Consider the following 24,972-nt stretch of genomic DNA (forward strand, 5'->3'; position numbering starts at 1 on the left):
ATCTAATTCTAATTATTAAAAACTCCTTTTCAAAACAACATAAATATCTGTATTTCTGCCTTTGTTATCAGTACAAGAAATCTTTGTTTTATTATGAGTTTTTCCTTTTTTGTTATTTTTATTTTGTGTTGCTTCAAACTCAAAAGGACTAAAAAAAACTCTTTCGTTAGGTTTACTTTCCTTAAAAAATTTATCATTGATATACCAAAAAACACTACTAATATCTGATGCTGTTCTGCATTCTAATAAAAGCTGTGTCGAATCATCATCTAAAATATATTCTCTGTTTTCAAAAAGTGAAATAATTTGAGGTGAGTTTTTATCTTTAAAAATATGCGTACAATTCGGATTGTGAGGTGGAACACTACGAATTGGTAAATTTCTGTTTAAATAATAAGAAGTAAGCTCTGGTTTTATGTTGGGGAAATATTCAGTTCTGTATTCTGAATTATCTTTTGGAAGACAAAAAGAACAATAGGTTATTTTAGTATTTTCTTGATTCTTTCCTTCCTCTTTACTCACAAAAACCTTTTTCAAATGCTTGCATTCATCACTTTGAGAAATCGTCGGAATATAAAAATCATTCAATAAACTCTCACAAAAATCAGCAGGAACTTTACCCGTTTCACTGCAAACCATTCTTTGTTTTAATGTTTTTGGTGGTTTTATAGATTCATTGGTTGCTGCATAATCTACACTTCCAAAAAGCTGAAATAAAAGTGGCGTTGCAACTTGAGCCCCTGTCAGATATTCAGAACTCTGTCCATTAAAATTTCCAATCCAAACGCCTATTGTATAATGTGCATTGTAGCCAATACTCCACGCATCTCTACGACCATACGAAGTACCTGTTTTCCAAGAAATTTTTGGGACATTTTTACTGTTTTGATAATCAGAAGGAAAATCTGGACGTTCTACTTTTGTAAGAATATCCGAAACCATATAAGCAGATTCTTCTGAAATAAGTTGAAATGAAAAATTATCTTCTGCAATAGAATGACTTTTTTTATTTGTTTTTTTGTCTTTTTTATCACTATTTTTCTTTAAATAATGAGGTTTTTCAAAAACTCCTTTTGTAGAATAAGCTGAAAAAAGTCCGACCATTTCCTCCAAAGAAACTCCACAACCCCCTAAAGCCAAGGAAAGACCAAGTTTGTGTCTATCGGCTTCAATCTGAGAAAAACCTGCATCAGAAAGTTTCTGAACCATTTTAAAAACACTCAATTCTTTTAGTGTATTTACAGCAGGAACATTCAACGAATACGCCAGCGCAACTTCTACACTCACTTCTCCATTAAAATTCTTATCAAAATTTTCAGGTGTGTAACCGTCATAATCAATCGGAACATCTAAGAGTTTTCGTTTTGGAGTCAAAAAACCCTCATCGAATGCCATTCCGTAAATAAGAGGTTTTAATGTACTCCCTGGTGAACGATATGCCTGTACGCCATCCACTTGCCCATTGTGCAAAGAATCTGAAAAATCTTGTGAACCGATATAAGCACGAATTTCTTTTGTCTGATTATCGACAACCAAAATAGCCGAATTATAAATACCTAATTTTCCTAATCTACGAGTATAATTTTGAGTAATCTGTTCTACTTTTTGCTGAATGGTTCGGTCTAAAGTAGTTTCTAAAATATTCTGATTTGGATATTTTGAATGTAGAAAGAAAGAAAAATGAGGAGCTTCTCGGCTCATTTTTCTAAAATTAATATCTAAAGGTTCTTCTAAAGCATCATTTATATTTTCAGTTTTAAATAAATTATCGTTCTTAAAACGTTTTAACCATTTGTTTCGCTCTTTAATGATTTTTTGAACTGTAATCCAATAATCTTTATCCGAATTGGTAGAAAATCCTAACGTTGTCGGACGATTTGGAACAATAGTAAGAGCTGTAATTTGTGCCAAACTTAACTTTTCAGGTTCTTGTCCAAAATAGAGAAGAGAAGCCGATTTTACACCTTCAATATTTCCACCATACGGAATTAGATTAAGATAAAGTTGTAAGATTTCGTCTTTTGAAAGATTTAATTCTAACTGAAAAGCTCTAAATGTTTCGATGATTTTATTAAAATACGTTCTTGATTTTGGATTTAGTAATCGCACAACTTGCATTGTAATTGTAGAAGCTCCAGAAGTTCGTCTTCCAGTCCAAATATTTCTAGCTGCTGCACGCCCAACAGAAAACGGATTTACACCAAAATGATAATAAAACCAACGGTCTTCTTTATATAAAATAGTTTCTTTCAACGTTGGACTGATTTCATCTAATTCAGTTTGAAAACGCCATTTGTCGTCTTTGCTCAAAAAACCATATACAATTTCTCCTTTCCTGTCCAAAATAAGTTGAGAATAGGAAATATCTAATTTAAAAGGAAAGAAATAATTGCATGTGAAAAATAGAATTACGGTTGAGAGTAATCCGATTATACCTATTTTTAAAGTTAATTTGAAGAGTTTTTTGAGGAATTGTTTTATCATATTTTTGAGAGAGAAACGAATAAAATAAAATACTCGTCCATTTTTCGGTTGCGCTACTGATTTGATTTTTAGACCTTTGAACAAAAGTTTTATTAAAAATACGGATTTTTTTCATTTTCTATTTTATAAAAAAATGCAAATTACAGACTCAAAACAAATAGCAACCTATTACAAAGCCTTAGTAGAGAAAAATGAGAATTTTGTAGGAATTTTCTATGTTGGTGTAAAGACGACTTCTATTTTTTGTATTGCCAATTGCCGAGCCAGAAAACCAAAGTTAGAAAATGTAATTTTTTATACCACTTTTAAAGAGGCTTTGAGCGAAGGTTTTCGTCCTTGCAAAATCTGTAAACCTACTCAAAATGCAAATCAAGCTCCTAAAGAAGTAGAAAAAGCTATTCAATTGGTTAAAGAAAATCCAAAAGAAAAAATATCAGATTATCGTTTGCAAGAAAATGATATTAGTGCAAAAGTAGTTCGTAATTGGTTTAAAAAAAATTATGGAATGACTTTTCACGCCTATCAACGTATGTACAGAATAAATACAGCTTTTCAAGAATTACAAAATGGAAAACAAACCACCGAAACAGCTTTCGAAATTGGTTACGAATCGTTAAGTGGTTTTGGTTATACTTTTAAAAAAATTATGGGAACATCACCAAAGAACAGTCAAAAAAATACTCAAATAATGAGTAAAAAGAAAGAAGACAAAACAGAATTAAAATCAACTGTTTTGATAAGCAGATTGACAACTCCTTTGGGAGCAATGTTTGTTTGTGCAACGGAAAATGGAATTTGTTTACTAGAATTTGCAGACCGAAAAATGTTAGAAACAGAATTTGCAGATATTCAAAAACGATTAAATGCTGTTATCTTGACAGGAGAAAACAAACATATTACTCAAGCAAAAAAAGAATTAGAAGAATATTTTGAAGGAAAACGAACCATTTTTGAAGTAAATTTAGAACCCATCGGAACAGATTTTCAAAAAACAGTTTGGGAAGGTTTGCATCAAATTGAATACGGAAAAACCCGTTCGTATCAAGAGCAATCTGAACATTTAGGAAATCCGAAAGCTATTCGTGCTGTTGCTTCAGCAAATGGAATGAACAAAATATCGATTATTATTCCTTGTCATCGTGTGATTGGAAAAGATGGAAAACTGACAGGCTATGGAGGAGGGTTAGAACGCAAAAAATGGCTTTTGATGCACGAAAATAAATACAATCCGAATAAGGAAGGAAATGAAAAAGAACTGCGTTTGTTTTGACAGTTTTTTTTATAAAAAAAATTAAAGAACTTTTCTTAGATTGCTTTCCATCTTATAAAATTTTAATTTAGAGATATTAAATCTAATAAAATAATTTTTTTTAAAATGCTCAAATATATTTATATTCTATTAATTGCTCCATTGATTTTTACAGGTTGTGTCAAATCAAATCAACCTACTCAAGTTAAAGATAATACTAATTTATCAAAAATAGTTGATAGTGGTGCAAAAGAAATGCTTAAGCAGCCACTAATTAACTCTGCATCTATTGCTATTTTTTATAAAGAAAAAGAATATATTGGACATTACGGAGAGCTAGAAAAAGGCAAAAATAACAAACCTAGCAATTCAACAATATATGAGATTGGTTCTCTAAGTAAAGTCCTCACAGGTACGCTTGTAGCCAATGCTGTGTTAGAAGAAAAAATTGATATTGAAGATAATATTACTAAATATTTAGATGGAGAATACCCTAATCTAAGTTATTCAAATCAGCCTATAAAAGTAAAAAATCTACTGACTCATACAAGTAGACTTCCTAATATGCTTCCTTTAGAGTTAAATCCCATATTAGATAATTTTTTAGATTATGACACTCCATTAAAAATCAATGAAGTATTGAAAGAGTATAATAAAACTAAATTTTTGAATGATTTACATACCATCAAAATAGATGCTCAATTGGGAAAGAAATATTCATATTCAAGTGCAGGAACAGAGCTTACAGCGCATATTTTAGAACAGATTTATAAGACAGATTATGAAAATATATTAACTAATTTCCTCTCCAAAGAAATAGGGATGACTAATACAAAAGTTAATCTTAATGAAGAAGACTCAAAAGAATTGGCAGTAGGTTATCATGTAGATAACCCAAAAGCCACCCTTCCTATGGGAAAACTACCTTGGGGAGCTGGTGGAGGTATAAAATCTACGATTCCTGATATGATGAGTTTCATAAAGTACCAACTCAAAAATAATATGGTTGTAGAAGAATCACATAAGACATTATATAAAGCTGATTCAACTACTGAAATAGCTTATTTTTGGAGAGCAGATTTAGCAGATACTAAACTAGGAAAATATTATTTTCATCATGGAGGCGTACCAAGGTCTCAATGCTACATTTTTATTATTCCAAAGCATAATTTAGGTGCTTTTATAATTACGAATCAAAGCGGTACACAAACAGCAAAAATAATGGCAACAACGTTAGATAAAATATTTGAGGAATTATTAGAAATAAAAAATTAAAAGATATTTTTAGTTTAAATTCATTCCTATCATATTAGCAATTTGTTAAAAAATAAAGCTATTTTTGTAATTATCTTCTTAAAAACAATATCAGAAATTAGCATGGATTTTATAACAATAGACTTCGAAACTGCCAATTCGTATAGAAATAGTGCCTGTGAAATAGGACTTACCTTTGTTAAAGAGAGCCAAATTGTAGAAACAAAATCGTGGTTGATTCGTCCAAAAATCAATCAATTTGATCCAATGAATGTTTCTATTCACGGAATTACGGCTGCTGACGTTTGGGAACAACCTCGTTTTGACCAGCTTTGGAAATCGGATTTGAAAGATTTATTAGAAAATCAGTTTTTGATAGCACATAATGCTAGTTTTGACTTTTCGGTTCTTCGAAAAACATTAGACCATTACAACTTGCCTTATCCTGATTTGTCGTATTCGTGTAGTTATCTGTTTGCCAAAAAGATTTGGACAGAGATGCCTCGTTATGATTTGAAGACCCTTTGTAACCAAAATGAAATTTATTTTCGTCATCACAGAGCAGGTTCTGATGCCGATGCAACAGCACAATTAGCTATAAAAGGTTTTGAGAAAATGAATGTTACTTGTCAAAAAACATTTTCCGAAAAACTAGAAATTACGGTTGGAAAACTTTTTAAAGGTGGATATATTCCTTCTACCAACCACAAAAAAACGAAGAGAAAAAGAACATACTAGTTGGACAAAATTAAATACACATGAACTAGAGGAAAATTTGTGGAAGTCGTCAGTGAGACACTGACAATGGCAAAAAAGGAGGCTTATAAAATTAAATAATAAGAAAAAATAGTTAGACAGACTTTATAGATTATTCAAAATTATAATATCATCTGATTTTTTTGTATTTTTGGGTATAAAACGGCTATTAAAAAGTCGTCTAAACGATACACACATACCACCAATAAATACACTAAAAATGCTCAAAATTATTGAATGTCCTCGTGATGCGATGCAAGGCTTATCGCATTTTATAGATACAGATATTAAAATAAATTATCTCAATTCGCTTCTCAAAGTGGGTTTTGATACACTTGATTTTGGAAGTTTTGTTTCTGAAAAAGCAATTCCTCAAATGAGAGATACAGCAGAGGTTTTAGAAAATCTTGATTTATCAACTACAAATACAAAACTGCTTGCTGTCATTGCAGGCTATGGAGGATTGAAGCGTGCTATTGAGTTTGAAAAAATAGATTATTTAGGCTTTCCTCTGTCTATTTCTGAAACTTTCCAAATTAGAAATACCAAAAAAACGATTGAAGAAGCTCTTGGCGTAGTAAGTGAAGCACAAAATTTGTGTCTAAAAAATGACAAAAAGTTAGTGGTTTATTTGTCAATGGCTTTTGGAAACCCTTATAAAGAAGCATACAATCCAGAAATTGTAGGCGAGTTTATGAAAAAACTAGATGAGATGGAAATCAAAATTATTCAGCTCTCAGATACAATTGGCTCTTCTACTAAAGAAAATATTATTCCTTTATTCGAATCACTGACTAAAGAATTTCCTCATATAGAAATTGGTTCTCATTTTCACTCTCCTCTTCGAACTGCTAGTGAAAAAATTGAAGCTGCGTATCAAGCAGGTTGTAGACGTTTTGATGGTGCAATGCTTGGTTTTGGAGGTTGTCCAATGGCAAAAGATGAACTAACAGGAAATATTCCTACTGAATCTATTTTGGCGTTTGCAAATATGAACGAACTAGAAACAGGTTTGGATATGGTCAAATTTAGTGAATCATTAAATCAAGCTAAACAAGTCTTTGATGAAAAAGTAATTGTTTGAACAACGAAATGACATTATTTTTCAACTAATTCTAAACAAGAAACTGTATTTTTGATTCATTAAAACATATCACAGACTTACTAATCTGTGAAAAAAATAAACTGATTAAAAAGGCTATTTAACAGACAGGGATGTCTGTTTTACATTAATACATTATGACCGACGTACTTATCATTGGAGGAGGAATTGCAGGACTTACGGCTGCTAGAAAATTACATAGAAGAGGACTTTCTGTCAAAATCATCGAAGCAACAGATAGAGTAGGTGGCAGAGTAAAAACTGATATCGTAAATGGCTTTCGTTTGGATAGAGGTTTTCAAGTTCTTCTGACAGCTTATCCAGAAGCACAAAAGGCATTAAGTTACTCAAAACTTCAACTCAGAACTATTGATGCAGGTGCGCTTTTGCATACTGATAAAGGAGTTTTTGAGTTTGCAGATCCATTTAGAAATCCATCCAAAACGCTTTCTACACTAGCTAATCCGATAGGAACGTGGGCAGACAAATTGCGTATGCTTTTGGTGAAAACGGAAATCAATGGAAAGGATTTGCATGAGATTTTTACGCAACCCGAAACTACAACCTATCAAGCTCTTAGAGAAAATTATCATTTTAAAAGCTCGTTGATAGAACAGTTTTTAAATCCATTTTTGGCAGGAATATTTTTAGAAAAAGACTTAGAAACTTCTAACCGAATGTTTGATTTTGTCTTTCAAATGTTTTCGAATGGAAAAGGAGCAGTTCCAGCTTTGGGAATGGAAGAAATTCCTCGTCAGTTGGCTAGTGTTTTGCCAAATGATGCCATTATTACTAATGAAAGAGTAGTTTCAATTCATAAAAATGTAGCCACTACAGAAAGTGGAAATGAGTTTGAAGCAAAAACTATCTTGATAGCAACGGATAATAATGAGTTTGCACAATCGTACCGAGCAAATACTACAGAAAATGAAAACACAAGAGGAACAACAAATCTATATTTCTCAATGGACAAATCAATTGTAAAACGTCCTATTTTGTGTCTAAATTCTTTAGAAAACCGACTAGTAAATAATTTTGTAATGATGAGTGATATTTCTTCGGATTATGCGCCGATTGATAAATCACTACTTTCAGTTTCGATTGTTACAGATGATGAAAATAAAGACTTCACAGAAGAAGAGTTGGTAGAAAAGGCAAGAAGAGAACTAAGTTTGTGGTACGGAACGCACGCCTACGAGTGGGATTTTTTAAGGTCGTATTCTATCTCTGATGCTCTTCCAAATCAAAACTCTGTAAAACACACGCCTTCTATGGAAGATTTGAAAATACATGATGGTTTGTACCGTTGTGGCGATTATCTTTTGAATGGTTCTTTGAATGCTGCAATGCGTTCTGGGCGTTTGGTGGCGAATTTGATTGGAGATGAGATTTAGATTGATTTAAACCTATAAGGTTTTTGGAAACCTTATAGGTTTTTTGTTTATCTAATCCACCACAGCCATTCCAATTTCATAAAGTTGTCTTTTGATTTTACTTTTGGGAGCATTTTCATTATTCTCACTTTTAGGAAGCCAAATTGCATCATTTGTTGTGTCATTGATGTCTTCTAAAGTAATTTTTTGAGAAGTAGAAACAAAATCTTTTACAAAGAAATCAGTTAGTTCTTTTGCCTTTTCGATGGTGTGAGAAATGGCAGGATGAAGCTCAGCATCTAGGTTTTGAATTACTTCTTCTACATTCGGTTTCAAAAGAAAAGAAACAGGCAATTTATAAATACTTACATTTTCGTTTTCTTCTTTTATGAATACACAAAAAGGATTTTGTTTTCCTTCTGATGCTACGATATTGTATTCTTTTCGTGCTTCTTCAAAAGTAGTTGCATCAAAAAATATAGCTACTTTTTCTTTTTTATGGTAATCAGAATCTAAAAGTTCGCTTTCTAGTTTTTTGAATAAAGTTCTGAAAAAATAAGGTCTTTTGGCTGTATGAACTCTACAATTAAGAGATTGATAGACCAAATAAGTCATAAAATCCGTAGGTGAAAAACCAATTTCGGCAGCTTGACGGAAAATAAGCGATGTAGGCGACATCCCTGGAAGTGTATTTATGTCGATGAGTTCAATGGTATTTTCATCTGTATAGAAGCCATCAATTCTTGCACAAGCGTCAAACTTAAAGGTTTGAAAAATCTCTTTACATTTTTCTTGAATTTCTATAATTTTGTCTGTCGGAATATCTATCGGAATGCGTTTTTGACTTGCATTAGGTAAATATTTTGCCTCAAAATCATAGACTTTTGTTAATGTTATTATTTCTGTCGGAGGAAGTGCAATAGCTTCTAAATTTTCATTTTGAATAACTCCACAAGAAAATTCTTTTCCTGATAAATGTTGTTCAAACAAAACCATATCTTCACTTTCAAAAGAAAAAAGCAAAGCATCTTCTTCAGAATAAGAAAAGAAATCATTTAGTTTTGCAATCAGTTTTATTGGAGAATAAATAATTTGTTCACCCAAATTTCCACCTAAAAGAGATTTTTCTTCAAAAATAACGGGCAGACCAATTCCTTTTTCTAGGCTCATTAGTCCGTTTACATATTCTTTTCGCTGTAGTTCTGTTAATTCTGTCCACTCCTCTTTTGAAATCTGACGAGCAAAAAGAGAAGTATTGACGGCTTTTGTGAAGGCTTCCAAATTATCAACTTTCAGAATAGAAACTCCAATCGAAGAACCTTGATAAGGAGCTTTTATGACGAGAGGTAAGCCCAATTTTGATTTTAACTCTTCAAAAAGTGTACTTCTATCACATTTTGACCATTCGTCTTTTCGCATCATGTGATACTTTCGACTACTTCCTAAACTCAATTTTTCATTTACGACTTGTTGCAAATGCTTGTCAATAGAAAAAGAAGAAGAAAAAATTCCACAACCCGAATACGGAATCTGTAACCACTCAAAAAGTCCTTGCAACATGCCATCTTCGGCAAATGTTCCGTGCAACATCAAAAGAGCAAAATCTATATGTTCAGACAAATTCTCAGTAGGAATTGGTGTTCCCACTTCTTCCATTATTTTTCTATGCTTTTCCTTGGTCAAATCTTCAAGCGTTTCGATATAGACAGGTGAAAACTCATCGTACTCTTCTGGAATAGATTCTTGAGTAGGATAAAAATGAGAAATGGCTTTGTGTTCGAACTGAACAGGATTTATTTTGATAAACTTTCCTAAGCTATCTACCAAAATATAAACAGGCTCAAAAAGTGAACGATTGAGGGTTTGGGAAACCGTTTTTGCTCCTGAAAATGAAATTTCACGTTCACGAGAAACCCCACCAAAAAAAACACCTATCTTTATCATAAGTAGTGAGTTGTTGTATTAAAAAAAGTATATTCTTTTGTATGTAGAAACTAGTACGACAAACATAATGAATGCTAAAAAATAAACTTAAATTTTTAGTAATTTATAAAAACAGGGTTAAAACCCTGTCCAATTGAAAAAATACCTTGTGAATTATAAATTGAACAGGGTTTTAACCCTGTTTAGTAATGCAATGAATTTTTAAAAAATGTAAAATAAATTTACAATTTCTAAATTATAAAACAAAGGTAGATTAATCGTTACTTTATTTTATGAAATTTTGAAAATCAATTTTACTCTTCCAAATTATCAGTCTGTTTGAGTTCTTTTTCAGCCTGTAATTCTTGTATTACCTTTCGTAATTCTCGTTCTTTTTCTTCTGCTTCTTGAAGCATTGTATTGATTATTCTTTCTTTGCGTTCCATCTCTTCTTGTGTGGCTTGTAGTTCTTCTACATTTTGGCGCATTTCTTCTTCTTGTGCTGAAACAGCCTCTCGTTGCATTTGAGACTCCTCCAAAAGTTTGCGAGTCCGAGTTGTATTTTGCACAGAAATTATGGAAGAGGTAATATTTTCACATACTTTTTCTACAAAATCTATTTCATATTTTTTGAGTGTTTTGAAAGCTGCTAATTCCAAAATACCAATATTTTCTTCTGAAATGGTAAGAGGAACAAATAATAAAGAGACAGGTTTTGCACTTCCTAATGCTGAGCCAATATATAAATAGTCATTTGGTAGATTTTCTAAATAAAGTGTTCTGTTTTCTTGATAGGTTTCTCCTACTAATCCTTCTCCTATTTGTATGGTGTTTTTACGATTTTTATGTGAATCATAGGCAAACCAAGCTTTTAATTCTAATTCGTTTTTTGAATGAATATCTTGATTTAATAAATACAAACTAGCTTGTGAAATATTCAGATATTTTACGAGTTCGCTTACAAAAATCTGTGTTAGCTCATCAATATCTTCATTAAAATCTCTCAAGATTTTTGCAAAATGTGCTTCTCCAGTAACTGCCCAATTTAATTGTTCATCTTTTTCAGCAATCATTTTAAGACTATCACGCATGTTGATAAATGCTTGTCCGACTTCTCCATTTTCATTAAAAGGAATGACTTTAGTGTCAAATTTTTCACTTCCAACATCTTTAGCAAATATTTTTAAACGTTCCATATCTTGTGCTAAATGATTGAGAGCTGCTTCTATAGGCGTAACTTCATCGTTTTCATGCGTTTTGATTTGATTAGACAAATTTCCTTTTGCAATCTGACGAAGAGAATGTTTAATGATATGAAGGCGAAGTAATAATTTATGATTGATAGAATAGGCAAGCCAAATACAAACTAAAGTCAAGACAATCATCCAAGCTGGCAAAACAATAACCCAAAGATTTTGAGTGTGAAAACTAATAGCTGCTTTTGCTCTGTCTATTTCTTCATTTTGAATATTTATAATGAGTTCTAAAACGGCACGTACATCATCAGTCAGAAGCTCTAATTGATCAACTTGACGCACTCTTTCTGTCTTAGAATCTTCTTTCAAGTCTGCATTTCTAGCAAAATATTTTTGTTCTACATTATTTTGTTCTTTTCTCAGACGATTTGCCTTTGTACGTACATCATAAACAAGTGAAATAACTGCCTCATTACGCCATTGGTCAGTATAATTGCTTAGGGCTGCTAGTGCAACTTCACAATCTTTCCAAACTGTTTCTCTCTCAGTTCGGTATTCTTCTTCGCTGGTGGCTAAATAAATAGCTGTTAGGCTTGTGCTACTGCTAATACAGTCTTCAATTACCTTTGAATAATATTGAGTAGGAGCAGTATTGTCTATAATATGATTATATTGAGAAATAACTTGATTGTCTATATACCACCACGTTCCGATAAGTGTAATTGTTGCCAAGACACCCATCAAAGTTATGCCCATTGTGATTTTGCCACGAAAATTTTGTGGAGATAAATAGAGCCAAATAATATTTTGTTTCTTTGCCATCAAAAAAATCTTTGAGTTTTATCCTAATTTCTTATTGCCTTTCTGTTTTTAAAAATATAGGGTAAGATAGTTTTTTTTATTGAGTTTTAAAGGGATTTTTTTAAAATTTTGTTAGATTTAGATAATTAGAATAAATTCTGAACTTGAAATTTTCTATTTTAGAAGTAAGAAGACTACAATTTTACTAATGTTATAGCACTATGAAATTAACTACTGACCAACTAATTGCTAAGATAGCCAATCAAGAAAAAGAAGTAAAGAACTATAAAGAAGTTTTGCATCAAATCAAAACGGCTGCTCAAATGGGAATTTGGGAGGTAGATTTGGAAAAACATACAATGAAATGGAGTGATGTTACCAAGCAAATACATGGAGTAGAAGTAGATTATGAGCCTACAATAGAGGAGGGTATTCATTTTTATCCAGAAGGAAAAAACCGTCAGGTAATTACAGAGGTTTTTAAAGAAGCAATAGAAAAAGGAATCAATTATGATTTGGAATTGCAAATTTTGACAGCAACAGGAAACCTAAAATGGGTCAGGCTAATAGGAATTAGTGAAATTAAGAATGGAAAATGTGAAAAGTTATATGGACTTATTCAAGATATTGATCAAGCTGTAAAATATAGATTAGAATTAGAACAACAAAAAAAACTTTTTAGACAAACTTTTGAGTTTGCCCCTAACGGAATGGCTCTTGTTGGCTTAGATGGAAATTGGACACAAGTAAATCAACAAGTTTGTATAATGCTAGGATATACTAAAGAAGAATTATCCAAACTTACTTTTCAAGATATTACACATCCAGATGATTTGGATTTGGATTTGAAACTTTTGGAAGAACTTTTAGCTGGAAAAAGAGAAAGTTATCAGATGGAAAAACGTTATTTTCATAAATCAGGTAATTTAGTATGGGCTTTATTGAGTGTTTCGCTGATGAAAGATAAGGAAGGTAATCCAGTACATTTTGTTTCTCAATTAACTGACATTACAGACAAGAAGCTTTTGTTAGAAACGACACTTGAGCAAAATGATCGATTACTTAATTTTGCGCATATTGTATCCCATAATCTTCGTTCACATACCAGTAATTTTTCGATGCTTCTTTCCATGATGAAAATGGAAAACCCAAAATTAGTAGAAAACGAATTTTTTCCTTTTTTGCTTCAGTCCTCAAGTAGTTTGCAAGAAACATTGTCTTATCTGACTGATATTGTAGTAATGCAAAATGAAGTTAAAGATAATACAAAGGCATTAAATCTTTATAAATATGTAGAAAAAGCACATTTTGCAATACAGAGTTTAGTTTCTTCTAGCAATGCAGAGATTCATAATGAAGTAGATAAAGATATATTTGTAGATGCAATTCCTGCTTATTTAGAGAGTATTATTCTAAATTTTTTCACTAATTCTATAAAATACTGTTCTAATAAAAGAAATCCTATTATTTTTATTACTTCTGAAATAGATCCTTCTTACGTGGTTTTTTCTATAAAAGATAACGGACTAGGAATAGATTTGGAAAAACATGGAAAAAAACTTTTTGGGATGTATAAAACTTTTCATGAGAAAGAAGATTCTCGTGGAATAGGATTGTTCATTACCAAAAACCAAATCGAAGCTCTTGGTGGAAAAGTAGAAGTTGAAAGTCAAGTAAATCAAGGAACAACATTTAAAATTTATTTAAAACATGGCAAAATTTAAACACATCTGTATCATAGATGATGACCCTATTTATACATTTACTACTCGCAAAATAATGGAGTTAGGAAATTTCTCTAATTATATTGAAGTCTTTAAAAATGGAAAAGAAGCCTTAGAAGCTCTAAAGCCTAGAGTAGAGGCACATCAGAATGTTCCTGAGGTAATATTTCTAGATTTGAATATGCCCATTATGGATGGATGGCAATTTTTAGACGAGTTTACTATGCCAAATACTAAACAAATTACAATTTATATTGTGTCTTCTTCTATCGACCCTGCTGATTTAAAAAAGGCAAAACAGTATTCATTGGTAACAAATTATATAATAAAGCCAATTACATCTGAAAAACTCAAAGAGCTTTTTGATGATATGAAGAATAATAATAGTTATGAATAAGAGGGAAGTATTTATAATAAATTCTTCCACGTTCCTTTCATAAAATTATACTTGAGTGTGCTAGGCAAAGCCTTCCAAAAAAAACGGTTTATTTCCACAGCAAAAGAAGGTTGCATATAACAATTAATAGTACAACCTTCACACTCAGGTAGTTTTCCTTCTTCTGAAATAAGACTTTTTATTTTATCAGAATGATATAATTCATACAAACTATCATTGATTTCAAACTCTTCTTTTCCCAAATGATAACAAGGCAAAACCAATTTATTTTCTGGCGAAATAACGAGTGTAGAACTAGCAGCCTTACAAATCGGCTTTTCAATCTTGTTTCCTCCTTCCAAACGCAAATCTATAAAAGCCTCATTGAGATAGACTAATTTCTTCTTAGAGAATTGTAATAGCTTTTGTAAATATTCTTTGTTCAAATTTCCCAATGTATCCACAGAATTGTATTCAAATACAGGATTAAGAATCAAAACTAATTTATTTTTCAAAGTAATAGTTTCATAGATTTTTTCTATTTCTCCAAAATTTCCTTCAAAGACAGTACACAAAATATCTGGTCGCTCTCCCAAACTTTTAGCTATTTCTATCGATTCCATTATTTTATCAAAACACTTTACACCACGCATTTTGTCGTGAGTTTCGGCATCGGCTGCATCTAAGGAAAAATGCAACATATCTATTTTTCCTTTTAATTTTTCAGCTAGTTTTGGATAACGGATTCCGTTTGTGGTAACTGTCGTAATGAACTTTTTCTTTTTAGCAATATCTAAAAAAATGTCTAGTTCTGGGTGTAAGAGAGGTTCTCCTCCTGTAAAATCAATTACTTTTACGCCTAGTTTTTTTAAGTCAGATAGATTTTTTTCTACGTTTTCTACTTTTACAAAAGGCGATGGTTTTTCCCAAATATCACAAAAACTACACGTTGCATTGCAGCGATAAGTTAGGTAATAATTACATAAGATGGGGTGGGGGATGAGGCGCATAAAATCAGTAAGTAGTTTTGTATAAGTGCCAGTAAAATAGCAGGTTATATGCAATTATATCTTGTTGGATGCAGTTTTATATTTTCTGACTGAATATTTTTCTGATAGCTTCTTTTATATCTTTAGCGAAAAATTCTTTTTTATCTATAATATTATAATCAATCCAAATTTCATCTTCTTTATTTACAAGTAAATCAATATAGGTTTTTTCATATGTCCCAAGATAAAGGTATTCGTCATCTGAATATATTTTTTCTGCCCAAAGAATTTCGACTTCTATCCCAGCACGATATGATTGGAATTTAAACTGTTTGCCTTTTAAAAAGCTAGGGTTTTGTTTTGCATATAAAAAAAGGTTTTCATCTGGAAGTTTGATTTTGTGAGAACTTAATAATGTATCTATTTTCCAGTCAATAAACTCTTCCTTATTAATAATGTTGGCAAAGATAAAATCCTTTATATTTAATTCTGAATTACGATTATTATAATTGAACACTAGTAGAAATCGATAGTGTTCTTCACCAATTAACTCCTCAAGCTCAACGCATCTATAAACCCAATCTTCAAATTGTGAAAGACTGGTATCGCCATCTAGAAATTTGTAGAGTTTTTCAATCAACATTAAATGTATTTTTCTTTGTGTAAAACAGGGTTATATATATCTTTGATTTTTCTAATCATTTTTTGGTTTTGGAATACTGATAGAAGGAAGTTTTTCTCCCATTCTCTTTGCAAGTTGATAATGTGACCAATTCTCTATTTCCTGTTCTCCATATATTATCATTCTGACTATTGTGTCCTTCACATCCATGTCACCTACATACGCTCGTTCATGTTCAGGAATATTTTCATAAGCCTCTTTTAGTTGTTCTCTTAAATCATTAGTGGGGTTCACAGTGTATTGTTGATGTATTTTTATACATACTTCAATAGTTGAAGGCTTTCCTTCCAGTTTTCTGATGGTGTCTTTTATTTCAAGTAGTTTTTCTGATATTCTCGTAGTGTACTGTTTTTTCTCTACTTTGAAGTTTCCTAATCCCAAAATATTTACTTGTACTCCATCTGGTAGTTCAGATAATAACTTCTCTTCCAAAATCATTTGTTCAAGCTGAACCAATGATACTTCAAAAGATTTTTCAAGTCGGTTTACTATTATAGATTCTTCATTATAAATATCTAATCTTATTAAATGATATTTGCCTTCTTTATCTTTTAGGAACAGATTAGTTCCCTTTCCTATTACCTTTTCAGGAAAAGGGTCGTCAATAATTCTTTTATTTTCCTTATAAATTTTACCTTTCCCACTCTCACCAATTATAATGTTGTTTTCCCTTTTTTCTGAATAACTATACAGGTTATCTAAGTTTGGGTTTAGGTATTTGATAACTGACCATACATAATCAATAAATGATTCTTTGTTGTGTATCCAAACACCATCATTTATACTCCAGCTACCAAGACCATGAATTGATATGTTTTCTCCGTTAGGAATACTAACTGAAACCCAACCTCTCTTTACATCCTTTTTAAAGTGTTCAAAGTCTTCAAAGTTCCAGCATTCCACACGTCCGTCTTCGTACACTTCTAAATCAACAAAAAAATGAGTCCCATTTCTAATGATACTAGGTATTGACACTCCTCTAATGACTTTTGTTCGGTAAACTTTTGGAAGGTTAAAATCCATTTTATTTTTTCTAATTTTTCTAAAAGGGTTAAATTTCATTCACTTAAAGTTTTTGATAAATTGCATTTGCTTCTTTCCTATCTATCCTAATTAAAATGTCTAATAAAATCAGCAATTCCCAATGTAAAGTAAATTAGCAATAAAACGTCTTTCTAGGATTCAAAAATTTGAAAAAGTAGCTTTAAACTCTCTTAAATGTTGATTTTTTTAGCAAAAAAATGACTAAATCATAGTTTTGAGATTGAATTCGTGTTACATTGGGAATTACTGTAATAAAATACAATTTAACTACTTTAACTACAATTTCAAAAAAGGACATAAATTCATCACTCATCATTTACAACACTCCCATCTTTCACTTCAAAAAAAGCAATCGGTCTGCCAAAAGAATCTAATAACTTTCGTGTTCGTTCGGGTCTTGCATCGGTAACGAATACTTGTCCGAAGTTGGATTTTGAGAGTAGTTTTAATAGGTTTTCAATTCTGCTTTCATCTAATTTATCAAAAATATCATCTAAAAGTAAAATTGGTTTTATCTGTGTTTGATTATAAATAATAGAAAAAGTAGCTAGTTTGAGTGCAATTACAAATGATTTTTGCTGTCCTTGAGAACCATAATGTTTCAATGTTTTTTTTCTTAGTAAAAATTTATAATCGTCTCTGTGCGTTCCTTTTTCTGTGCGTTGTAAAATCAAATCTTTCAATAAATTCCCTTTAAAAATGCTTTCAAAACTAGGTGTTTCTTTTTTAGGTCGTTTTGATTTTTTAGGTTCTGTTTCATCTGTTTCTTGATTTTCGTTTTCTATTTCTTCCTCTTGTTCTTTTATAACTCCTTCTTTCTCATTGCCTTCTAAGTGCGAACGATAATTTATTTTCATTTCTTCATCTGCTAAAGCTGCATAAATTTCTGAGAAAATAGGCATAAAGTCAGTCATAAATTCAGTTCTAAAACGATGAATTTCTTTAAAAACAGGCAAAAGTTGTTCATCGTAAATTTCCAAAACATCTTTCTTTAAAAACTTCTCTTGCTGGTCTGCATCTTTCAAAAGTTGATTTCGTTGTCTTAAAATCTGTTTTTGTTTTATAAGAAGTCCAATATAATTTTTATGAATCTGTGAAATAATGGTATCAAAAAAATTGCGTCTTAGTTCGCTACTTTCTCGTATCAAATCGGTGTCATTTGGGGCAAGCAAAACACAAGGAAAATTCCCTACGTGTTCACTTATTTTTGGATAAGGCTTGTTATTTAATTTTATGACTTTTGCTTTTCCCTTTTCTACAATACACTGAACCGTATTTTTTCTTCCTTCTTTTTCAAATGTTCCTTTCAATGAAAAAAAAGTCTTTCCATGTTGTAAATGCTGAGTATCTGTATAACTAAACGCACCACGACCAATACAGAGATAATAAATTCCATCTAAAAGGTTTGTTTTTCCACTTCCATTTTTGCCAACAAGACAATTTATATTTTCTTCAAAATTAGATTTTGTATCTTCGTGATTTCGGAAATGAGTGAGGCTTAGTTGTTTTATCCACATGGAATAGTGATTAGTTATTAATGTTTAGTGATTAATGAAAGCCAATATTTATTTAATTTTTCCTTTCATTGTTTTAATACTACTTGTAATGATTTTTAAAATTTCTATTGCGTCATTATTTAGACTTTTAAATTGTTCTTCTTTTATGTAATTTGTTTCTTTTAAAAGCTCTAACCAGTAAATTGTTTCATTAATTTCTTTTTGTGAAATAGATAGTTTATGTATAAAATCTAAATTACTTTGAGCAAATTCAGCTTCTCGTATATTTGCTCCTACTGATGTTCCACTTCTTAAAATTTGTTTGGATAAAACATACTCTTTGTGTTGGTCAGCTAAATATTTGTATAAATTTACGATACGAACTGCAAAATGAAAACTTTTTTGTTTTAAAATACCCTTATTCATAACTTTAATTTTTATTACAAAAATAGTAAAACAATTAATACCAAAAGGCAATTTATCACTAATCACTAATAAAAATGGATTTTTTACCACCAGAACTACTACAAGATTTAGAAAACTATGCTTTGGCACATTCTCAAGATGAACTGCCAGTTTTAAAAGAATTAGACCGTCAAACACATTTGAGAGCCAACAAACCTCGTATGCTTTCTGGACACCTACAAGGAAATTTCCTTCAAATGATTTCACGATTAATGCAGCCCAAACGCATTCTTGAAATTGGAACATATACAGGTTATTCAGCCATTTGTTTGGCGCAAGGACTTTCAGAAAATGGTGTTTTGCATACCATTGATAATAATGTAGAACAAGAAAGTATTACAAGAGAATTTGTAAAAAAAGCTGGTTTGGAAGATAAAATTAAACTTCACTTGGGAAATGCTGCTGATATTATTCCGACTATTTTGACAGAAAAAGAGGAATGGGATATGGTTTTTATTGATGCAGACAAATCAAATTATGGTCTTTATTATGATTTAGTTTTTGATAAAGTCAGAAAGGGAGGAATTATAATTGCTGATAATGTGCTTTGGAGTGGAAAAGTTTTGATAGACCCCAAAGAACTCAAGAAAAACGATAAAGATACACCAGCTTTGATAGAATACAATCAAAAAAACAAAGAAGATAATCGTACTTTTAGCATGCTGTTGCCTTTGCGTGATGGACTTATGATGGCAATTAAAGAATAGATTCTTAATTGTGGTGTTTATGTCTTTTTTATAAGGTTTTGCGTATATTTCCGTTATAAAACTATAAAATTCTGAAAAGTTAAAGCAGAAGGAAAGTAAAATTATCTATAACACCTATCAAAATATATGAACTATTTTTTTTATACTAAAAGCCATTTTGTTAGTTCAAAATTGTTTCTTACAGCATTTTTAGTAATTTTTTATACACTTATTTCAGCAGTTTTTGCTCAATCAGAAGAACAAAATAATATAGGTGAAAATGAAATAAGTGTAATGGAGTTTGTTTTTGAAAAACAAAAATCACCTACACTTGAAGATGATAATTTTCCAAAAGAAGCTCTAAAAATATTGTCTAAACATGAAAAAACAACTGTTTATAAGCTAAAGTATGATGTAGAAATTGCCCTCAATTCTGAAAAAGAAGATAATTATACAATTACGTTTATTTCTAAAGAAGTAACTGGAGGAATGTATCGTAATTTTTCGATAGCTGATTATTTACTTCCCGAGCAAATAAGTTTTGATGTCACTTGGGGGCATAAAGTCAAAAACGGAAAAATAGATGATAAAACAATAAAAAAGGAGTTTTCTAAAGTAGAATTCGATATTAATCACAAAGTAAGTGTTGATGTTGCTTTTCCTACAACAGAAGAATTTACTCCAATTTTAATAGAAAGTATAATTTTTCATTATGGAGAATTGCAGCAAAGAGGACTTCGTTCTCGTGTGAAACTGATAGATGAATATTATAACGAATCACAGAAAATAGAAGGCTTTTTGAAAGATTTGACGACTATTCAGAAAGAAAGAGAAAACACCAAAGGAATTGAATCAACCTCAAAAAAAGAACTAGAAGCAAAAGAAAAGTTAGTTCCTATCGAAAATGCGATTGTTAAACTAGATGCTTATGCAAGCGAACTTATTACTGAAGAAGAAGACCCTGTAAAACTTCGTCAGCAACTGAGTAACCTCAAGACTTCTTACACACAAACTCGCTCTCTGCTTTTTGCTACAACAGCTCAATCTGAAAAAGCCTGTCAAGATGATTATAAACAAGCAAAACAGTATTTGGAAAATGGAAAAGCAAATTCGGCACAACTAACCTTTACTGCTGTTTTGGCAAAATGTCCTACTCATGTTCCTTCTTTAATTCGTAGAGCGCAATTATTTTATCAAGAAGGAAATTTTGACAATGCTCGTCAAGACCTTTCACATCTTCCAAAAGGGAATGAACTCACCTTGGCATTAGAAACTGAAAGCGATTTGCAAACAGCTATAGAAAGTGTTTATTTTGATTTATTTGCATTTTTTATACGAAAAGGAGATTATGCTTCCAAAAATCTAGAATTTGATGAAGCCTTTAGTTTTTTCTCTCAAGCAGAAGAAATTTGTAAGCAAAATCCATTTTTACCAAATTGTACAGACCAGCTCGCTCCACGATTAGACAACGCAAAAAAAGACCAATTAGAATATTTAGATGCACAGATTAGAAATGCTTTGTATGAAAATAATTTGTCAGAAGCTGTTAGTTTTGTTGTCAAATCAAAAAGCATAATAGGAAAAGAAGAGCCACAAGGTGAATTAAAAAAACATACAGAGCTGCTCACACAAAAATTAGAAAAGAGAACAAATGATGCCATAACTATCCAAAACTGGGAAGAAGCCTTAGAAGCTCTAGAACTAAATGTAGGATTGAAAACAGGACTTACTTATGCCGATTCTAGTTTGTTTTGGAAGGAAGTAGGACAAAAAATACAGACACAAGAAGAAAAAGATGTATTGATTTATGCAACAGCTCGTTATTCTCAACTCAATTTATCACTCACTAACTTACTCTTAAAACGCCTTACCCAAACTGATATTTCCAAAAATGAATGGCAACAGCTTGGTCAGGACATTGGAAAAAAAGACTATTATCTTCAACCAACTGCAAATCCTGAAGAAATCATTACAAGATATGTTTTGTTAGACCCAGCACTCAATAAAAATTTTCAAAAGGGATACTTTCAAGTTTGGAAGGAATTGGGGAAAGAGTAATTTTATGTTGTTGGTGTCGCTTCGCTAAAACACCAACAACGGCTACTAAACTGTTTTATTATTCAGCAACTTGATTTAGATTGCCTTTATTATTTTCTAGTATTAAAGGCATTCCTTCCTTTATACCATAAGGAGAAGCTAAATACATTTCTAAATTAGTTCCTCTATTGAAAAAATTATCAGTTATTTTTACTTTTCCATCAAAATAAACATCAAAAAAATCACAGTATCCATTAAACACACAATTATCAATCTTGAATTCATTTGGGGCAATATTATGTCCTCCACAATCAAATGTAGAGTGTTTGGAAATTATGGTGTTTTTCATATTAAATCCTCCACAAAAATAAGTTGCATGACAGTATAGCTCGTCTATTCTACAGTTTATAAAAGTTATAGATTTTTCTAAACATATACAGACAGCATTAAATAATTTTATTTCACAATTTTCAAATACTAATTCTGTATCAAAATCAAAAAAATTATTATCAATAGAGTCTAACAAGCTCAAATCAATATTTCCTAACTTTTGATCTTTAAACTCTAACTTTTTATATTTTGTCCACTCCTTAATTTCTATCATGATTTATAATTTTTAAATGCTAAAGCTTACTCAATTTTTCCACAGCTTTTTCCAATGTTTCATTATTCTTAGCAAAACAAAGACGTAGAATTTTAGCTGAATTATTATTTTCATTTTGATAGAAAGGAGAAATTGGAATACTTGCAACGCCAATTTTTTCAGTTAGCCAAACAGCAAAATCAGTATCTTTTTGGTCAGAAATTTTAGAATAATCAACGAGTTGAAAATAAGTTCCTTGTGTGGGTGTAAAAGTAAAGTTAGTTTGAACTAAAAGTTTACATAAATAATCTCTTTTTTCTTGATAGAAATCAGCTAAATGAATATAATTTTCTTCATTTTTTAAAAATTCAGCTAATGCCACTTGAATTGGTGTAACAGTGCTAAAAGTAATATATTGATGAATTTTGCGAAGCTCGGCAGTTAGTTTTTGTGGTGCAATTACATAGCCCACTTTCCAACCTGTTGCATGAAAAGTTTTGCCAAACGAAAAGACAGCAAACGAACGCTCTTTCAAGTTTGGATAAGAAAGAACACTTTGATGTTTTTGATTATCAAAAATAAGGTGTTCATAAACCTCATCACTAATTACTAAAATCCGACTTCCTTCTAAAAGTGAATCTAAAGTTTCTAAATCTTCTGTTGTCCACGTTGTTCCTGTTGGATTGTGTGGCGTATTGAAAATAATCAAACGAGTTTTTGGCGAAATAAGGCGTTTGAGTTGTTCAAAATCAGGTCTAAAACTAGGTGCAGATAAAGAAATATGCCTTACAATTCCTCCTTGAAGCTCAATAGCTGGGACATATAAATCATAAGCAGGTTCAAAAATAATCACTTCATCATTTTCTCTTACTGTGGCAGCAATGGCAGCAAAAATCCCTTCTGATGCACCCGAAACAACTGTAATTTCTGTATCAGGATTAGAAGAAATACCATACATTTTCTCTATTTTTTGAGCAATTTGTTCACGTAGAGGCATAAAACCAGCCATTGGAGCATACTGATTAAAATTATTATTCATAGCTTTTGTGACTTCCTTGACTAAGTTTTCATTGACTCTAAAATCTGGAAAACCTTGTGAAAGATTAATTGCATTATGCTTTTGAGCAAGCGCAGACATAACTGTAAAAATAGTTGTGCCTACCTTTGGAAGTTTGGTTGTAATCAATTAGTAATAAGTATTTTAAAGTGGTTTAAAATAAGAATATTGTAAGGAAAAATAGTAATGAATCTTGTTGAACACAAATTAAACAAGCCATATTCAAGGGCAAATATACCGTAAAAAATAAAACTGTCAAGACATTTTTGACATATCAGGTGATTTGATTGTACATAAACAATTATTTGATAAAATAACTAGTGCCAATCATGAGAGCAGAATCTACATTGTTTTGCTGTATCAGTTCTAGCAACTTCATTACATTTTGGACAAAGATTTAAGTCTGAGTTATGATTTTTTACTATTCTTTCTACCATTTCTTTGTAAAACTCTTCTTTGGTTTTAGTTTCAAAAATAGCATCAAGAGCTTCTTCTATTTTTGGAGTAAGTCCTAATTTATACTTTATAAATTTTACTTTATAATTATTTGTTGGATATTCTTTATACAGAAGATAATCACAAATCAACCTTTCTTCATCTGTCATAAAATTCCTACAATACCTAAGAACATATTTAGTTAGATATTTATTTTGGTCGTGCATTTTTATTGAAGTTTGTACTTTTGGTAAAGTTGTATAACAGACTTCCTAGTCTGTTTTTAAAAATGTGTATTTCCAACAGACTAGGAAGTCTGTTATACATTATGAAAAATTACTTCTCATTCTAAAGAGTGAGTTACATTTTGAGTAATGTTTCCCAAATCAAATCTGAAACTCTTCGCATACTTTCTTCATTCAAATGTTTACTCAAATCACTTGGTTTGTGATAATGTTGAAAAATAGGAGCTTGATTTATAATTTCCATTAGTGTCATAATACTTGCACCAGTATCTTGTGCTTCATAATACTGATAAGAAATTTCCATATCTTTTTGAGAAATACACGTAATGGTAAAAGCATCTTGAAGTTTTGCATGTCTAAAACTCACATGATCAGCCGTATTGGTAACAATTTTATCAAAACGTTTTGTGAAAATACCATTTTGTTTTGCAGTTTTTTCTAATGTTTCTAATACCTTTCCTGTTTTCTCAGTATCATCCAAATTCCAAAGTGCAAGTTTGTCTCCTTGTCCTAACATTTCAAGATTTATAAGTCCGATTATTTTTCCTTTTCGTATTTCTTGTCTTCCAAATTCCATTACATAAGCTCTTGAACCTAAAAGTTGTCTTTCCTCTTCATCAAAAATAAAAACTCGTATATCAAAAGCTAGATTTTCTAAAAAAGAAGAGTTTTGTTTTAGCTCGTTTTTTATTCTCATCAAAATATCCAAACAGACAGCTATCGAAGTAGCATTATCATTTGCACCACCCGAATTAGGAACGACATCAAAATGAGAACTTATTCCAATATAAGGTTTGTCTGAATTATCGTCTTCATTTGTCTTGATGATTATATTTTTTCCTGTCTTGTAGTGATGAATTTGATACTTTATTTCATTTTCTTCTAAAAAATTGATGATAAAATCATAACGCTGCTCATCAGTTTTATTTTCTAGGTTTTGAACGGTTTTTAGGAGGTTCATTGTTTTAGTATGTTTTAGATTATTTTTTTGCAATATACTTTATATGACTTATTT

21 protein-coding genes are annotated in these 24,972 nt (G+C 30.9%); 9 read left to right on the forward strand and 12 right to left on the reverse strand.

Annotation, left to right across the window (positions count from 1 at the left end):
- Positions 1–15: 15 nt before the first annotated feature.
- Positions 16–2,484, reverse strand: a complete 2,469-nt coding sequence (gene pbpC, locus V9L04_RS15535) for a penicillin-binding protein 1C (RefSeq protein WP_338790772.1) — start codon at positions 2,482–2,484, stop codon at positions 16–18.
- Positions 2,485–2,617: 133 nt separating this feature from the next.
- Here pbpC and V9L04_RS15540 point away from each other — a divergent pair, with 133 nt between their 5' ends.
- From V9L04_RS15540 to V9L04_RS15560, 5 genes are all read left to right on the forward strand, one after another.
- Positions 2,618–3,754: a methylated-DNA--[protein]-cysteine S-methyltransferase gene (locus V9L04_RS15540; protein ID WP_338790773.1), complete on the forward strand. Its 1,137-nt coding sequence runs from the start codon at positions 2,618–2,620 to the stop codon at positions 3,752–3,754.
- Positions 3,755–3,859: 105 nt separating this feature from the next.
- On the forward strand, positions 3,860–5,008 hold the full coding sequence (locus V9L04_RS15545) for a serine hydrolase domain-containing protein (protein ID WP_338790774.1): 1,149 nt from the start codon (positions 3,860–3,862) through the stop codon (positions 5,006–5,008).
- Between the two features lie 102 nt (positions 5,009–5,110).
- The gene (locus V9L04_RS15550; protein WP_338790775.1) at positions 5,111–5,725 is read left to right on the forward strand and encodes a 3'-5' exonuclease; all 615 of its coding nucleotides are present in this window, start codon (positions 5,111–5,113) and stop codon (positions 5,723–5,725) included.
- Positions 5,726–5,963: 238 nt separating this feature from the next.
- Positions 5,964–6,827 carry a hydroxymethylglutaryl-CoA lyase gene (locus tag V9L04_RS15555; RefSeq protein WP_338790776.1) on the forward strand — a complete coding sequence of 288 codons (864 nt, stop codon included), beginning with the start codon at positions 5,964–5,966 and terminating at the stop codon, positions 6,825–6,827.
- 155 nt (positions 6,828–6,982) lie between these two features.
- A complete protein-coding gene (locus V9L04_RS15560) occupies positions 6,983–8,239 on the forward strand; it encodes an NAD(P)/FAD-dependent oxidoreductase (RefSeq protein ID WP_338790777.1) in 1,257 nt (418 codons plus the stop codon).
- Between the two features lie 51 nt (positions 8,240–8,290).
- Here the strand turns inward: V9L04_RS15560 and V9L04_RS15565 are convergent, their stop codons facing one another.
- Both V9L04_RS15565 and V9L04_RS15570 read right to left on the reverse strand, forming a co-directional pair.
- Positions 8,291–10,162, reverse strand: a complete 1,872-nt coding sequence (locus V9L04_RS15565) for a D-alanine--D-alanine ligase (protein WP_338790778.1) — start codon at positions 10,160–10,162, stop codon at positions 8,291–8,293.
- Positions 10,163–10,455: 293 nt separating this feature from the next.
- A complete protein-coding gene (locus tag V9L04_RS15570; protein ID WP_338790779.1) occupies positions 10,456–12,159 on the reverse strand; it encodes a GAF domain-containing protein in 1,704 nt (567 codons plus the stop codon).
- Between the two features lie 200 nt (positions 12,160–12,359).
- On the opposite strand from V9L04_RS15570, the gene V9L04_RS15575 reads away from it, so the two are divergent.
- Together V9L04_RS15575 and V9L04_RS15580 are read left to right on the forward strand one after the other, a co-directional pair.
- Entirely contained in the window at positions 12,360–13,862 is a 1,503-nt protein-coding gene (locus V9L04_RS15575; protein ID WP_338790780.1) for a PAS domain S-box protein, read from the forward strand.
- On the forward strand, positions 13,849–14,259 hold the full coding sequence (locus V9L04_RS15580) for a response regulator (RefSeq protein WP_338790781.1): 411 nt from the start codon (positions 13,849–13,851) through the stop codon (positions 14,257–14,259). The genes V9L04_RS15575 and V9L04_RS15580 overlap by 14 nt, the downstream gene beginning before the upstream one ends.
- 11 nt (positions 14,260–14,270) lie before the next feature.
- On the opposite strand, the gene V9L04_RS15585 is transcribed toward V9L04_RS15580, so the two are convergent.
- From V9L04_RS15585 to V9L04_RS15605, 5 genes are all read right to left on the reverse strand, one after another.
- Positions 14,271–15,248, reverse strand: coding sequence for a radical SAM protein (locus V9L04_RS15585; protein ID WP_338790782.1), 978 nt, complete (start codon positions 15,246–15,248; stop codon positions 14,271–14,273).
- Between the two features lie 76 nt (positions 15,249–15,324).
- On the reverse strand, positions 15,325–15,870 hold the full coding sequence (locus V9L04_RS15590) for a hypothetical protein (RefSeq protein WP_338790783.1): 546 nt from the start codon (positions 15,868–15,870) through the stop codon (positions 15,325–15,327).
- A gap of 51 nt (positions 15,871–15,921) precedes the next feature.
- Entirely contained in the window at positions 15,922–16,971 is a 1,050-nt protein-coding gene (locus V9L04_RS15595; protein WP_338790784.1) for a hypothetical protein, read from the reverse strand.
- Between the two features lie 287 nt (positions 16,972–17,258).
- Complete coding sequence (gene recF / locus V9L04_RS15600; protein WP_338790785.1) at positions 17,259–18,470, reverse strand: DNA replication and repair protein RecF; 1,212 nt, start codon at positions 18,468–18,470, stop codon at positions 17,259–17,261.
- 48 nt (positions 18,471–18,518) lie between these two features.
- Positions 18,519–18,875, reverse strand: a complete 357-nt coding sequence (locus tag V9L04_RS15605) for a four helix bundle protein (protein ID WP_338790786.1) — start codon at positions 18,873–18,875, stop codon at positions 18,519–18,521.
- A 74-nt stretch (positions 18,876–18,949) separates the two neighbouring features.
- Here V9L04_RS15605 and V9L04_RS15610 point away from each other — a divergent pair, with 74 nt between their 5' ends.
- Positions 18,950–19,621 carry an O-methyltransferase gene (locus tag V9L04_RS15610; RefSeq protein ID WP_338790787.1) on the forward strand — a complete coding sequence of 224 codons (672 nt, stop codon included), beginning with the start codon at positions 18,950–18,952 and terminating at the stop codon, positions 19,619–19,621.
- Between the two features lie 126 nt (positions 19,622–19,747).
- Positions 19,748–21,658 (forward strand): hypothetical protein, encoded by a 1,911-nt coding sequence (locus tag V9L04_RS15615; protein WP_338790788.1) that lies wholly within the window; start codon positions 19,748–19,750, stop codon positions 21,656–21,658.
- Positions 21,659–21,716: 58 nt separating this feature from the next.
- Here V9L04_RS15615 and V9L04_RS15620 read toward each other — a convergent pair whose 3' ends face one another.
- From V9L04_RS15620 to V9L04_RS15635, 4 genes are all read right to left on the reverse strand, one after another.
- Positions 21,717–22,241 (reverse strand): hypothetical protein, encoded by a 525-nt coding sequence (locus V9L04_RS15620; protein WP_338790789.1) that lies wholly within the window; start codon positions 22,239–22,241, stop codon positions 21,717–21,719.
- Positions 22,242–22,260: 19 nt separating this feature from the next.
- A complete protein-coding gene (locus tag V9L04_RS15625) occupies positions 22,261–23,406 on the reverse strand; it encodes a methionine aminotransferase (protein ID WP_338790790.1) in 1,146 nt (381 codons plus the stop codon).
- 188 nt (positions 23,407–23,594) lie between these two features.
- On the reverse strand, positions 23,595–23,939 hold the full coding sequence (locus tag V9L04_RS15630) for a hypothetical protein (protein ID WP_338790791.1): 345 nt from the start codon (positions 23,937–23,939) through the stop codon (positions 23,595–23,597).
- A gap of 133 nt (positions 23,940–24,072) precedes the next feature.
- The gene (locus tag V9L04_RS15635; protein ID WP_338790792.1) at positions 24,073–24,918 is read right to left on the reverse strand and encodes a M28 family peptidase; all 846 of its coding nucleotides are present in this window, start codon (positions 24,916–24,918) and stop codon (positions 24,073–24,075) included.
- Between the last annotated feature and the right edge of the window lie 54 nt (positions 24,919–24,972).

Origin of the sequence: Bernardetia sp. MNP-M8 (assembly GCF_037126285.1) — a bacterium.
GTDB lineage: Bacteria > Bacteroidota > Bacteroidia > Cytophagales > Bernardetiaceae > Bernardetia.

What these genes read in the sequence shown, in the direction of transcription:
- pbpC (WP_338790772.1), bottom strand. Translation starts at nt 2,484, where the DNA reads ATGATAAAACAATTCCTCAAAAAACTCTTCAAATTAACTTTAAAAATA.
- V9L04_RS15540 (WP_338790773.1), top strand. Translation starts at nt 2,618, where the DNA reads ATGCAAATTACAGACTCAAAACAAATAGCAACCTATTACAAAGCCTTA.
- V9L04_RS15545 (WP_338790774.1), top strand. Translation starts at nt 3,860, where the DNA reads ATGCTCAAATATATTTATATTCTATTAATTGCTCCATTGATTTTTACA.
- V9L04_RS15550 (WP_338790775.1), top strand. Translation starts at nt 5,111, where the DNA reads ATGGATTTTATAACAATAGACTTCGAAACTGCCAATTCGTATAGAAAT.
- V9L04_RS15555 (WP_338790776.1), top strand. Translation starts at nt 5,964, where the DNA reads ATGCTCAAAATTATTGAATGTCCTCGTGATGCGATGCAAGGCTTATCG.
- V9L04_RS15560 (WP_338790777.1), top strand. Translation starts at nt 6,983, where the DNA reads ATGACCGACGTACTTATCATTGGAGGAGGAATTGCAGGACTTACGGCT.
- V9L04_RS15565 (WP_338790778.1), bottom strand. Translation starts at nt 10,162, where the DNA reads ATGATAAAGATAGGTGTTTTTTTTGGTGGGGTTTCTCGTGAACGTGAA.
- V9L04_RS15570 (WP_338790779.1), bottom strand. Translation starts at nt 12,159, where the DNA reads ATGGCAAAGAAACAAAATATTATTTGGCTCTATTTATCTCCACAAAAT.
- V9L04_RS15575 (WP_338790780.1), top strand. Translation starts at nt 12,360, where the DNA reads ATGAAATTAACTACTGACCAACTAATTGCTAAGATAGCCAATCAAGAA.
- V9L04_RS15580 (WP_338790781.1), top strand. Translation starts at nt 13,849, where the DNA reads ATGGCAAAATTTAAACACATCTGTATCATAGATGATGACCCTATTTAT.
- V9L04_RS15585 (WP_338790782.1), bottom strand. Translation starts at nt 15,248, where the DNA reads ATGCGCCTCATCCCCCACCCCATCTTATGTAATTATTACCTAACTTAT.
- V9L04_RS15590 (WP_338790783.1), bottom strand. Translation starts at nt 15,870, where the DNA reads ATGTTGATTGAAAAACTCTACAAATTTCTAGATGGCGATACCAGTCTT.
- V9L04_RS15595 (WP_338790784.1), bottom strand. Translation starts at nt 16,971, where the DNA reads ATGAAATTTAACCCTTTTAGAAAAATTAGAAAAAATAAAATGGATTTT.
- recF (WP_338790785.1), bottom strand. Translation starts at nt 18,470, where the DNA reads ATGTGGATAAAACAACTAAGCCTCACTCATTTCCGAAATCACGAAGAT.
- V9L04_RS15605 (WP_338790786.1), bottom strand. Translation starts at nt 18,875, where the DNA reads ATGAATAAGGGTATTTTAAAACAAAAAAGTTTTCATTTTGCAGTTCGT.
- V9L04_RS15610 (WP_338790787.1), top strand. Translation starts at nt 18,950, where the DNA reads ATGGATTTTTTACCACCAGAACTACTACAAGATTTAGAAAACTATGCT.
- V9L04_RS15615 (WP_338790788.1), top strand. Translation starts at nt 19,748, where the DNA reads ATGAACTATTTTTTTTATACTAAAAGCCATTTTGTTAGTTCAAAATTG.
- V9L04_RS15620 (WP_338790789.1), bottom strand. Translation starts at nt 22,241, where the DNA reads ATGATAGAAATTAAGGAGTGGACAAAATATAAAAAGTTAGAGTTTAAA.
- V9L04_RS15630 (WP_338790791.1), bottom strand. Translation starts at nt 23,939, where the DNA reads ATGCACGACCAAAATAAATATCTAACTAAATATGTTCTTAGGTATTGT.
- V9L04_RS15635 (WP_338790792.1), bottom strand. Translation starts at nt 24,918, where the DNA reads ATGAACCTCCTAAAAACCGTTCAAAACCTAGAAAATAAAACTGATGAG.